This window comes from Thermoplasmata archaeon, from assembly GCA_038851035.1.
In the GTDB taxonomy this organism is placed as follows: domain Archaea; phylum Thermoplasmatota; class DTKX01; order VGTL01; family VGTL01; genus JAWCLH01.
In genome coordinates this window covers 1-12,357 of record JAWCLH010000009.1, presented here as the reverse complement: position 1 = coordinate 12,357, position 12,357 = coordinate 1, and the positions used below count along the sequence as shown (strand labels likewise).

General features: G+C 59.4%; 11 protein-coding genes. 5 read left to right on the top strand and 6 right to left on the bottom strand.

The features are described from left to right. Positions 1–21 precede the first annotated feature (21 nt). Entirely contained in the window at positions 22–1,518 is a 1,497-nt protein-coding gene (locus QW379_04280) for an acetyl-CoA carboxylase biotin carboxylase subunit (protein ID MEM2869623.1), read from the top strand. A gap of 64 nt (positions 1,519–1,582) precedes the next feature. After that, positions 1,583–2,194 (top strand): biotin transporter BioY, encoded by a 612-nt coding sequence (locus QW379_04275; protein ID MEM2869622.1) that lies wholly within the window; start codon positions 1,583–1,585, stop codon positions 2,192–2,194. A gap of 121 nt (positions 2,195–2,315) precedes the next feature. On the opposite strand, the gene QW379_04270 is transcribed toward QW379_04275, so the two are convergent. Then, a complete protein-coding gene (locus QW379_04270) occupies positions 2,316–3,065 on the bottom strand; it encodes a biotin--[acetyl-CoA-carboxylase] ligase (protein ID MEM2869621.1) in 750 nt (249 codons plus the stop codon). A gap of 193 nt (positions 3,066–3,258) precedes the next feature. Between QW379_04270 and QW379_04265 the strand changes: the two genes are divergently transcribed. Next, on the top strand, positions 3,259–4,068 hold the full coding sequence (locus QW379_04265) for an aspartate dehydrogenase (protein MEM2869620.1): 810 nt from the start codon (positions 3,259–3,261) through the stop codon (positions 4,066–4,068). A 116-nt stretch (positions 4,069–4,184) separates the two neighbouring features. Here the strand turns inward: QW379_04265 and QW379_04260 are convergent, their stop codons facing one another. The 5 genes from QW379_04260 to QW379_04240 all read right to left on the bottom strand — a co-directional run bounded on the left by QW379_04260 (position 4,185) and on the right by QW379_04240 (position 11,578). Next, positions 4,185–8,195: a hypothetical protein gene (locus QW379_04260; GenBank protein ID MEM2869619.1), complete on the bottom strand. Its 4,011-nt coding sequence runs from the start codon at positions 8,193–8,195 to the stop codon at positions 4,185–4,187. Between the two features lie 4 nt (positions 8,196–8,199). Further along, positions 8,200–8,727 carry a hypothetical protein gene (locus tag QW379_04255; protein ID MEM2869618.1) on the bottom strand — a complete coding sequence of 176 codons (528 nt, stop codon included), beginning with the start codon at positions 8,725–8,727 and terminating at the stop codon, positions 8,200–8,202. Then, positions 8,724–9,236, bottom strand: a complete 513-nt coding sequence (locus tag QW379_04250) for a hypothetical protein (protein ID MEM2869617.1) — start codon at positions 9,234–9,236, stop codon at positions 8,724–8,726. The genes QW379_04255 and QW379_04250 overlap by 4 nt, the downstream gene beginning before the upstream one ends. A 76-nt stretch (positions 9,237–9,312) precedes the next feature. Beyond that, positions 9,313–10,509, bottom strand: a complete 1,197-nt coding sequence (locus tag QW379_04245; GenBank protein ID MEM2869616.1) for a radical SAM protein — start codon at positions 10,507–10,509, stop codon at positions 9,313–9,315. A 118-nt stretch (positions 10,510–10,627) separates the two neighbouring features. Next, positions 10,628–11,578 (bottom strand): hypothetical protein, encoded by a 951-nt coding sequence (locus QW379_04240; GenBank protein MEM2869615.1) that lies wholly within the window; start codon positions 11,576–11,578, stop codon positions 10,628–10,630. 224 nt (positions 11,579–11,802) lie between these two features. On the opposite strand from QW379_04240, the gene QW379_04235 reads away from it, so the two are divergent. Continuing rightward, the gene (locus tag QW379_04235; GenBank protein ID MEM2869614.1) at positions 11,803–11,970 is read left to right on the top strand and encodes a hypothetical protein; all 168 of its coding nucleotides are present in this window, start codon (positions 11,803–11,805) and stop codon (positions 11,968–11,970) included. A gap of 113 nt (positions 11,971–12,083) precedes the next feature. Next, on the top strand, positions 12,084–12,357 hold a 274-nt coding region (locus QW379_04230; protein ID MEM2869613.1), incomplete at its 3' end, for a hypothetical protein.

Genomic DNA, 12,357 nt, shown 5'->3' with positions numbered 1-12,357 from the left:
CGAGGGGAGGGTGGTGAGGACTTGCCGAGGGAGGACGGTCTCCTGAACAAGATTCTCGTCGCGAACAGAGGCGAGATAGCGATACGTGTGATGAGGGCATGCAAGGAGCTCGGCATCGCCACGGTGGCGGTTTATTCTGAGGCCGACCAGACCGCCTTATTCGTCCGCTATGCAGATGAAGCCCACCTCCTCGGCCCCCCTCCCGCGCGCGAGAGCTATCTGAAGATGGACAAAATAATTGATATCGCCCTCAAGACCGGCGCCGAGGGGATACATCCCGGTTACGGCTTCCTCGCTGAGAATCCTGAGTTCTCAGCCCTCTGCAAAAAGAACGGCATAGAGTTCATAGGCCCGACAGCAGAGGCGATTCTGGCCCTTGGCGACAAGGCGATATCTAAGAACACGATGAGGTCCAAGGGGGTCCCGGTGGTCCCCGGCACGCCCGATGGAATAGACGACATAAAAGCGGCGATGGACATCGCGGAGAGCGTCGGGTTCCCCGTGATTCTTAAGGCCTCGGCCGGGGGCGGCGGAATAGGTATGAGAATCGTGCACAAAAAAGAAGACCTCCCCGGAGCAATTGAAGCGACGCAAAGAATCGCCCTCTCGTCCTTCGGCAACCCGAAGGTGCTTTTGGAGAAGTATCTAGAGGAACCCAGGCACATCGAGTTCCAGATAATCGCGGACAAGAAGGGGAACACGATCCACGTTAACGAGCGCGAGTGCTCTGTCCAGAGGAGGCATCAGAAGCTAATTGAGGAGACCCCATCATGCGCGGTGACGCCCGAGATTCGAGAGAAAATGGGCAAGGCCGCGGTCACGGCGGCGAGGGCGGTGAACTACACGAACGCCGGCACTGTTGAGTTCATGTTCTCGAAGGGGAATTTCTATTTCCTAGAGGTTAACACGCGTCTTCAGGTCGAGCACCCGATAACCGAGCTGATAACGGGCATAGATTTGGTCAAGGAGCAGATAAGGGTCGCATCGGGGCTGGAGCTCCAATACAAACAGGAGGACGTCGTGGGAAGAGGGGCGGCGATGGAATGCAGAATCAACGCCGAGGACCCCCTGAACAACTTCCTTCCAGCGCCGGGGAAGATATTCAAGTACGCCGAGCCGGGCGGCATCGGAATACGGGTCGACAGCGGGGTCTACAGCGGCTTCACCATTCCCCCGTTCTATGACTCGCTGATCGCTAAGCTGTGTGCGTGGGGCAGAAACCGGGAGGAGTGCATCCGGAGGATGAGGCGTGCGCTCTGGGAGTTCCAGATCACCGGTGTTAAGACGAATATACCCTTCCATGAGGTGGTGCTGAACAACCCCAATTTCCTCGCCGGCTGCTACAACACCAACTTTATCGAGAAAGAGAATATCCTGACGCAGGTTCAGGAGTACGTGAGGACTAGAAAAGGCGCAGCTCAGGAGCAGAAGGTGGCGGCAATATCCGCCGCGATGAGTGCGGTGATGGCTGGCATCACAGCCCAGCAAGGCCAGAGCAGGGAGGAGAAAGGAGGCTGAGGAGGTCAGACCCGCGCGAGCTGATGCTGGGCCAGTGTGAATTTCAGATGGAGATGGTGGAAAAATGGATGCATGTGGCTTTGCGGAGGCGTATAGGCGCAGGAGGCTTCAGGCGCTCGAGTGGAGGAACTCCCTCGGGGTGGAGCACAGGCTCCTACTCTCGCTCGGCTTCGCCCTCTTGACCGCGCTCGCGGCGCAGGTCAGGGTCTACACCCCTCTCACGCCGGTGCCCTTCACCCTTCAGGTTATGACGGTCCTGATGGCAGGGGCGCTGCTGGGGAGATACTACGGCGGAGTGAGCATGTTGATCTATCTCGCTCTCGGAGCGTTTGGACTCCCGGTTTTCGCAGGCTGGAGGGGCGGAGCGGAAGTCATCGCCGGAGCCACCGGCGGCTACCTGATTGGCTTCGTTCTGGCGGCCTTCGCGATTGGATGGATTGTGGACGGAACGGCCTGGGGTAGGAGTAGCAGTGGAATACTCCTTGCAATGCTCGCTGGTGTTTTGCTCATATATCTGACCGCTTTCTTCAGTCTGGTCTTCGCTCTGGGTTGGCCTCCCCCTCAGGCGTTCGCGCTCGGGATTGCTCCATTCATCGGCGTTGACATCGCGAAGGCGCTCGCGGCCGCCGGGGTGTCAAGGGCTGTTTTGCCGGGCGTGGGTAAAGCTTCTGGCTGAAGGTGGTATTTTCCTCACCGGCCCCATCAACCAGTCCCCCACATCGCCTCTGTGAGTACCTACTCCCCAACGACCGGGGGCAGAGACCGGGGTGAGGAGTGATGCTGTTGGGGCTCCCACCTTACTCAAGATGCACGCAGTCCCCAGCGATAACCCTCACTGGGCCCTTCGCCGTCCTTATCAAGAGCGCGCCGCTCGCGTCTATTTCCTCCGCCAGCCCCTCGACTACCTCTTCGAGCGTATCGACACGTACCTTCCTACCCAGAGTCTCCGAGAGGGCGCGCCACTCTTCCAGAATGCCTCCCGTTTTCCCTCCTACGAATTCCAGATACCTTTTGTCCAGCTCCTCAACAACCCTGTATAGCAGGGGCTCGAGCTCGATAGTTCGACCGAGCAACTCCTGAATCGTTGTTGCGCGGGTCCAGAGCTCACTGGGGAGGAGGGCTAAGGGGAAGGAGGCGTTGATCCCGACGCCGACAATGACATGATCCAATATCTCTCCGCGGACGGAGAGTTCGGTCAGGACCCCGCAGACCTTCTTTCCTTGAATTAGAACGTCGTTGGGCCATTTGAGGCGGGACTCCAGCCTGTAGAGCCCCTTAAGCGCCCTCGCGACCGCGACCCCTGTCAGCAGGCCGAGCACCGGGACTTGAGCGGGGGGAACCCGTGGTTTAAGAACCACAGAGAACCATAGGCCCCCCGGCGGCGAGACCCAGGCGCGCCCCAAGCGTCCCCGGCCCCCGGTCTGGGTTCGCGCCACCACCACGGTGCCCTCGGGCTCCCCGGCCTCCGCGAGTTCCCGCGCTTTCTTGTTCGTTGACTCAAGGGAGTCGAACCTCAGAATTCTCGTTCTTGGCTCCGCTCTGCTCACCCCGGCAGGTGGGGGGATGGGCGGGGGGATAATTAAATACGCGGTGTCCGCGTACGGTGGCCCCTGGCGCCCCCCGCTATCGAGAGGTGCGATTGCCCCGGCCACCTCCGGGGCCCCCTGAGATCGCGCCGCCCTACGAAACCCCCTCCCGCAGGCGCCAAACATTTTATATTCCCAGTGGGATAGCGCGACCATGGTCCGGCTCGCCCTCATCGGGTGCGGCGCAATCGGCTCGACAATCGCCCAGAGGGTCGAAGATATCCCCGAGGTCGAGGCGATATATCTCTATGACCGCTCGCGCAGACTCAAGAACCACCTCGCGCGCAGCTTGAAAAAGGGCAGGGTGCTTAATGATATCGAGGAGATAATCGAGAGGTCCGACCTCGTCATCGAGGCCGCCTCCCAGCAGGCGGTCAAGGAGTATGTCCCAATGGCGCTCGAGAAGGGCAAGAGCGTGGTCATAATGAGCGTTGGGGCGCTGGTCGACCCAGTATTTAGGAGGAGAATCGAGAGGCTGGCGAAGGCCCGCCACCGCAAGATCTACATTCCCTCCGGAGCGGTCGCGGGCATCGATGGGGTCTCGGCAGGCTCAGCGGCCCGGGTTGAGAGGGCGACGCTCGTCACGATAAAGCACCCCAACGCGTTCAGGAACAACCAGTACGTAGTCGATAGAAAAATTGACCTAGATGGAATTAAGAAGGCCACGGTGATATACGAGGGCACGGCCGAGGATGCGGTGGTGCACTTCCCTCAGAACATCAACGTAGCGGCTACGCTCAGCCTCGCCGGGGTCGGTTTCAAAAAAACAAGGGTGCGCATAATCGCCGACCCGGCCGCAACAAGAAACATCCACAAGATTCTGCTGAAGGGCGAGTTCGGGGTGCTCGAGACTGAGGTGCGGAACGTCCCCTCCCCCCAGAACCCTCGGACGAGTTATCTGGCTGCGCTCTCCGCGGTCAGCGCGATTCGGAAAATCGTCGGCACAGTCTGGATTGGGGCCTGAGCTGCCATCCTCCCGACGGCCCCCCAGAAGATATCCGGGCCGAACGGGGGCTCCGTGCGAATGGGCTGCCGGGGCACCCGGGGTCCGCCTCGCTGTTTGACTCGACGGACGACGGACTATGGAGCAGTCTTCCTCCAGAGCAGCCTCTCCCCCCCGCTGCCGTTCGAGGTGAGAATCTCTAGTTCATAGCCGAGCTGGTCGTCGCTCTTTCTGTCCTGCCTCTTCATTACTTTTATGTGCTCCTCCCGAATCCAGGCGAGGCTGACATTCCTGTAGCTCCAGTCCCCGAACTCTCCGTCTCCGTCGGGGTCGAAGCCCACGGTGATGTTGATGGACCATTTCAGGACCTCCTTGGCCCCGGAACTGGCCCCGTCGTCAAAGTCGAAGCCGGGTATCCAGCTCTCGTCCATGTATATCCTCTCTAGGGGACAGGTGGTCTCGTTGAACAGCTGATAATTGTAAAGGGCGCCCTTTATCGCGCCATCCTTGTCTTTCACGAGAATGCTCAGGCAGAATGTCCCGACGAAGTGGTTCTTTATTGTTAAGTAAATCGGGGCGCCCTTGACCTGGAGCTCGACGCTCATGTCGGCGAAATCGTATGAGTAGAAGGAGCGGACCTCCAGCTCCCACGAGCGTTTCTTGAGCTTTATCTCGGGCTCCGTGTACTTGCACTCGACCATGTATTTACCGGGCGAGACGTAGACGCCCCTCAGGGGAGGCCCTCCGGCCATGCTGGTCTTGACCGACGAAACGGATACATCCTTCCCCCCCATATCCAGATACCTGAAAAGAGTGTAGTTCGAAGCCCTGGTCACGAAGTGTGCGTCAACGATAGATGTGGGAATTCTGAGCTGTAGGTAGCCCCACTCGTTGCTGTAGTTGACCCCGTCCTGTTCGCTGATGTACCGGCTCATCGCCTGCGCTTTGGAGAGCTTCTTCTGCCATTTCGTTATCTGGTCGCCGATTCTGGCGAGCGAGTTCGCCCACGCACCCACGTCGTCGGTCCTGACGGTTCCTGAGATTGTGAAGGAGATGGTCGTGTTCGCCGCTTTCTCCTCGGTCATGCCCTCAAGGTAGTCCCGAACATCGCTCTCAAGAAGTCTGTTGTTCGACCATTGATTATCGGTGATCTTGATTTCCGCGCCCGGGCCATCCTCCACCTGCCTCCAGAGTGTGATGATGAAGTACCTGAGGGACCTGACCGCCACAGCCTGGTGCTGCTTCGCCCACGAGTCGTCCATCGTGCGCGTCGAGAGGTTCTGGAGCTCGAAGGTCAGGTTTGCGTCGGTGGAGAGGGCCGCGAGCCTGTCGAGCGCAAGGGCGGCCCCGCGCGCTGTCCTGGCGGCGGCCATCGTCTCGTCGGAACGCATCCCGTTCAGGAGCGCGACGGTACCCAGTGTGTCGCGCAGGGTGCGTCCGACCGACTTCTGGGCCTGCTCCCTTGCTTCGTTGGAGAGGTTCCCCGTGACCATGCTCGAGACGGCGTCCCAGTTGAATATGATCAGGACAATGATTGTCAGTGCCATGAGGAAAAGGCCGACCGGGCCAAGGATGGCAGCGACGGTTGCCATGCCCAGAATGGAGGCCATCATACTTGCGAGCGAAACCGCGAAGGTGAAGACCGCCAGATAGAAAGAGACGGACGACTGGTCGGGGTCGGCCAGCAGGTCCTCGAGCCAGACCGGGTCGCCCCTGAACTTGTTCATCTCGGACAGGATGCACTGAGCTATCGTGAGGGCGCCGATGACAACGCTCGCAATCTCTCCAATAACGGCCAGCGCCACCTTGGCGCCCGTGACCAAACCGGCGGACTTAAACACGGCGGTGGCGATTCTCGCCACTAGCTGGCCGATTCTCAGGCCCAGCTTCACCGCGTCCATTGCTAGGTCAAGAGTCTCATAGGTGGTCAGGCACTTGTCGGAGTGATATTGGATAAATTTTGTGTATAATGAAAAGGCAATGACTATGATTCCCAGAATGTCGCCAATTGCTCCCACGGCCGTGGATTTCAAGTCAGCAGGTGTCGGGTCGTCCCAGGCCTTCGAGGACTTACTATCCACAAGAATCCAGCGCCCTCCGATTTTCTCGTATCTAAGCTCCCTTTGCCAGACATTCCCCTCAATTTTGATAGTCAACTTGTCCATCTGTCCAGAAGAACCGTAGCCGAACTCCACCCCCACCCTCATGACCTTGAACGCCTCTAGCCTGCCTGCCTCGTCAAGCTTTAACGAGCCAATCGCCTGCTCAACCCTCCTTATCACCTCGAGCGATATTCTGACGAAGGCCTGCATCCCCTTCGCGGAGCTCGCTCCGATGGCGTTTGAGGCCGCCGCCGCCCCCGAGGGTGTGGAGAGGTGGCTGTCCAGCCCCTCCCCCCACGCCAGAAGCCCACCCACGCTGCCCGAGCTGTTGCCGCCGAGGCCTTGCCAGTTCCAGGGCAGGGGGTACCCGCTGAGCCTGGAGAAAAGCTCGAAGAGCCTGACCATTCTAAACTCGGGCGGCGTGTCCCGGAGGTACTCGAAAATCAGCCTCCAGAGCCCCGCGTTCTCGAGCGACGCGCCCGCCGGGACCGTGACCTTCGTTCCGTCTCTGACATCTTTCGTCGTGCTACCGAGCAGGGGCTCGGTGCCGTCGAGTCTAAGAACCACGTCGAACTGGTGCGGGCCCGAGGGGACGCGGGTGAGCTCGATGCCCTCGGGACCCAGGTCCTCCGGGCTGAAGAGACCGGCGGGCTCGCCGTCCACGCTGAGCTCGAGCAAGAAGCCCTCCTGAAGTGCGCCGAGCCGGGTGCTGTACTCGCAGGACACGTCGACGTACACCGTCGAGGGTGCGGAGTAGAGATAGCTGTACTCCTCCCTAAAAGTATGAATGTCCTCTATCGCGCAGTGGTGCTCGGCCGACTCACTCGTCTTTCCACGCACGTTCTCTTCATGAACCACATGAAAATCGAGGTGCACAGGTATCGCTATGTGGACGAACTGTCTGGTGTTTGCCGGGCCAACGGCCAGCTCGTATAGGCCGTTCACAAACACCTCGAAAACAATGGGATCAACGCCGAGCTCTTCGCCCGCGAAACGGAGCAGTTTAAACTCCACCTCTGGGTGCAGAATCCATCCGGACTCTGACACAAGATGAAAGCTGGACAGAGGCCTGGCCCCCTTGACCGCCAGATAAGGATAGACGTCCCGACCATACCTGGCGAGTTCGATAGTCAATCCGGGCCGCGCCGAGCGAGGCAGCTCAGGATACAGAGGGGCATAGGGCAGAAGAGCGGAGAGGTTGGAGCTATCCGGAAGTTGTACAGAGCCTGCGGGGGCGGTGGCGAGGAATATTCTCTCGAGGAGATACATTGAGTCATTGAGTGCGTCCATGAAGACCCGGGGCAGTTCCATTCCATCAATCTCATAGCCAAGAGTATCGGGAAATAGGGCTCGAGGGTGTAGATACCTCTTCAACCTCAGGTCCGGAAGAGCTCTCTCCAGATACCCCCCGAACATCTCGCGCATGAAGAGCTCGACGAGGCCCTCGGGCGCACACTCCCTGCGCATCCTGGCCGCCTGCGACAGGACGTACGGGTACCATGATTCCAGCTCAGTGACGATGTCCAGTCTCTTGCTCACCTGCACCCCGTCACTTCTGCAGAATGTGACATTGACCACGCTGCTCGCCCTCAGCGCCGCGGGGCAGCTCATCCAGACCTCCATTCCGAACCGGTTCAGGGTCCTGATGGATCTGGGCGTAGCCGTCACAGAGGCGCTCTCGAGCTCGAGCGTTGTTGCTTTCGCATCCCTCCCAAAATGTTGTTTGATGTTCACGGAACGGATAGAATTGGTGAAATATCTCCTGAAGCTCTCTTCCACCCGCCATATTGATTGATATCCATCGCCCAACGCATTGCCCAGCTGGTCGCAGAGGGCGCGCTGAATCGCCCATTCCGACCCCTGATTCAGCTCCCTCCTGAGCGAGGGTAAAAAGGTCTCGATGGATGCCTCCCCCTCCCCATCACCCCCGCTGCCGTCGATTGCTGCTCTCTGCATGTATGCGGCCGTGATTGCGGAGCATATCAGTATCACCACCGCGACCAGCGCGAACGGCACCCTTCCCTTGCGGTCCCTCGAGAGACTCATTCTTTCACCTCCAGATGTAGAGCGTGACCGACACCCCCTCCTCCTCCAGCTCCAGCGGCGCAGAGCACGCGCTCCTCGGGTGCGGAACTTCGGACGGCGAGGCCGCCCTGTCGGAGATGAAAAGGATGTCTGAGCCTCCAGAGAAAAGCTGGACCGCGAAGTGATAACCATCTGGCGTGAGAATGTCATAGACCTCCCTGACCGCGCGCTCCAGCCCGGCTGGGCCCCCGCTGGAGTTCCAAAGGGCCCGGTCGCTCAATGCGAGAAGGCCCTCGAAAACGGTCCCCGAGAAAACGAGCGTCTCACCGTCCGAGGTCCAGTTCACGGGCCCGACCGTGCACTCCAGTGCGCAGGTCTGAATCTCTGAAGCGAGGCGCGCGGAGCGGGACGAAGAAGCCCCGGCGGCCTCCTGCGACCGTGAGAGAGAGGCGGAGAGATGAATCGCACCTGTGGCGACGAGGAGGATTATGAAGAATATGATGGCGTCGAAGAGCGCCGAAACGGCTTTCCCATCTCCTCTTATTTTCCTCATTTCCACATCACCACCGTGAGCTCCCCCGGGTTGTGCTCCCCACTCGACTCGACGACCACCACCGGACCCGAGACCCTCACTCCTGTGTTTGCCGGAACGGGCTTTCCGAAGCCCCAGACCTGTCCAGTGTGGAGGTCCGTGACGGTGATGTTGAAGTTGTGCGCGGGGTGGAGGCCGGAGCGAAGGCTCGTGTCGTTCAGGGAGCCGAGCCTTACGGTGTCAATATGGGCGGTCAGGGGCTCGCGCGAAATCGGGCTCCTCTCGAGCACGGGCGCCCAGCTCCTGAACGCCTCATAGAGTCGCTCGCAATCCCCATCGAGTCGCGCGAGCTCCACATCCTCTCCGAGGGAAGAACCTATCCTATATATGGATACGAAGAATATCGCCAGCCCGACCACAACGACCAGAAAGGCCGGGAGCTCCTCGAAGAAGCCCTCCGAAGCCCGCCGGTCGCGGGCGATGCGCCTGCACCCCTTCCCTCCGCTCCGCTCCCTATCCACCTGGCCCATGATGCTCTCTTGGGGGCTCCGGGTTTATATGGATAGTGTGGTAGGTACCATTTTCCCCCTCCTGTCCCGCCGCGGCTCAGGAGAGGAGGTGGAGGTTGCCCACCCGTACCCTCTTCAGGTGGCTCTTGGCTGCTTCCAAACACCCCATCGCCTCATCTCGGGAGGTGGTCGGGAGGTCCGACATCTCAAAGTCAGGGTGGAAGGCGAGGAGGGAGTAGGGTATGGATGGGTCGAGTGAGGCGATGAAGCGCGCTAGGGCGTCCACCTCCTCCACGCCAATGTAACCGGGAACGAGGAGGGTGCTCGCGGTCAGAAGCGGCGGCTCGGGCCTCTCAACAGCCATGCTGGCCACAGTCCTGAAGTTCTCTAGCGTTCTGCGATTCGAGACGCCGCATAAAGCGATGTGGAGGTTCTCGTCCCATGCCTTCAGGTCGAACTTGATGGTCCCGCCGGTTCTCAGGGAGAGCTCTGCCGCCTTTTTGAGTAGGGCGGGGGACATCGAGCCGTTGGTCTCCCAGCATATGCGCAGAATTCCCCTTGCGCTCTCGAGAGCGATTCTGGAGGCCGCGAGGGCGTGGGGCATCTGGGGCGTCGGGTCGCCGCCAAAATAACAGATGCACGACGTCTTTTCATCAACCATCGCGGCGAGCTCCTCCGCGCTCATCGCCTCTCTCCTCTCTATCATATATCTGAAGTGCCAGTTCTGGCAGAAGAGGCAGTCGAAGGAGCAGGCGCCGTAGAAGACGGCGAGATTTTTGTAGCCCCTCTCCGGGCCATTATAGTGAGCGTAGCGCGGGTACCCGGCGCCAGACCCGCCGGCGCAGAAGTCGGTGGCGACGCAGTTCGTCGGGAGGGGGTCGTAATAGGCGCTCACGATGCCCCTAATCGGGGTTCCTGCGATGTGGCGGAGCCGGCCGCCGCGGTTCTCGCGGAGCCCGCAGTAGCCCCTCTCGCCCCCCGCCATCGCGCACTCATTGGCGCACAGGGTGCAGCGGACTTTTCTCGCGTGGTCGGGATGGGACGGTGGTTCCATGGCACCGGGGACGCCGGAAGCGCCGGAGACACCGGAGAGACCGGGGGCGGCGGGGGGAGGCCCGGGCTGCCCGCCGGCGGGTCGGGCGCGGGTGAATGGGAGGGGGCGGCCGGGCGGGTGGGGAGGGAGGCCGAAGCGCCTCCGGCTCTCCGCATGAGCCCCGAGTGCGATGGGCAGGGCTTCCTCCGGCCTGCCCTTTATGCAGTCAGCGCAGAGGCCCAGCGCATCCGATATGAGCAATGATTCATGCCGGCATAGAAGGCAGAAATTTTTCCTCAGCTACCCACCCATCATGCTTAAATGCGCGGTGGAATAAAAAACCATCTGCTCAGAAGCACTCCAGCAACTCAACCAGTCTTCAAGGTTCCGGAGCCTCCTGATCGGCTTTCACCGCATTTCTCAATAAGAGACGTGCGGCCACGCCCCAGGACGTCCAGAGGGCGCCGGAGACCATGCCCAGGTACCCAAAAAGAACCGAACTGACGGCGGCGCTCAATTCGTACTCACGGTAGTCATAATAATTGGGGCTGACAAAAAAATAAATGAAAAATATCAGAGATAATATTCCGAAGACGATGCATTCGTGAGTGAAGGGTAGTGCCAGCCTCAGGTCCTGCGAGCGGGAAAGAATTCTCTCGAATTTTATGGTGGAACGTAACAAAAGAAGAAGGATTACTATGACTGCAACAAACCCTGGAAGCCAACATATCCCGTTAAACACCATCATGGACGAAATAAAACCGCACGAAATTATCATTCCGGCCATTGGAATCCCGTGTGAAAGTCTGCGCCCCCTCCAGACCCTCACCCAGACGAACCAGACGGCATGCCCCGGCGGCACCCCGAGCAGCGCAAACGCCGGTATGGAGAGCCCCGTCTCCAGCTTCCCCGCCGTGCCCTCGATTCTTATTACTCCCGAGTTCCCGCCGTGGAGGTCATGCGTGTATTCTGTCGAGTAGTGGAATTCCGCGTCCTTCAACCGATACGGCCCGAGAAACTGAACCCTGCCGTTGCAGAAAAGCCAGCCGGTTAATTCAGGGTCATCATGAAACTCGAAATCGCCCCGAACAGTGCCTGAGTCGGGATTCTCCAGGGGAGGAAATTCGTCCGCCCTGAAGTAGATCACATATACCGCGACGGAATGGAGCTCCCCATGAACCCCATGGGACTGCGCCCCGGCAATTGAAAGGAATAAAAGATAGGGTGTAACTATCAGAACCGTGAAAATAATGAAATCGCGCTTGACGGCATGAACATATTCCACTAACAGGGAGTTCCAATGCAGGCTCTTGATAGATGATACTGCCATTTAGTCGGCCAATCCCTGGCGACCGAGAGAAAGGTTAATCGCGTGGCAGGGCCTTACGGATGTTGATAGAACATGAACGCAAAGCCCTGCAATTACCCAAGGGTCAGGGTAGTACATAATCTTGTCGATGAACTGGTCCGGACAATCCGGTTCCCTAAAGACCGAATGCCGAGTACAACAACCGGGAAATCATCCGGGTTATCGCGTTCGCGGCGGTCGAGAACATGGACATCGAGAATGCAGCACATAAACTCAGGGCCATGGGCCTCCACTCCCCATCCCCTGATGTTGTCCATGCCCGTATTGGAGAGCTCTCCGAAATGGAGGTCATTGCGCTGTTTCAGCGCATCTCTGAGGAACAGCTGGCCCGCAGGAAGCTCCGCGGCTCCTGAAGAAGGGGGTTGATATAGCAATCGACCTCCACGAGCGGAGGACCTGGAGCAGGGCTAGCTCACCCTTCACCTGCCCGAGCGGTCTGCATGAAGGGACCGGGACGGCATATCGGATGATATCTATTGAGGTCGTTGTTCCTGGAATACGGCTGACCATGGCGAACCTTCCCATAACGGCCCTGGCCAACCGTCCGAAAATCGTCCTTGGACTGCTCCTTAAAGTGAGCCATTATGCCACCATAAATAACGTTCTCATGGACCGGGGCTTCTTCTGTGCCTCTCTCCTCGATGAGCTTACTCAGGCGGGATTCACCTGGCTGATGCCCGTACCGAGGTCAGAATCCATCAAGGAGCACTTATCCACTATCCGGGGGTTCTCATGGTGGG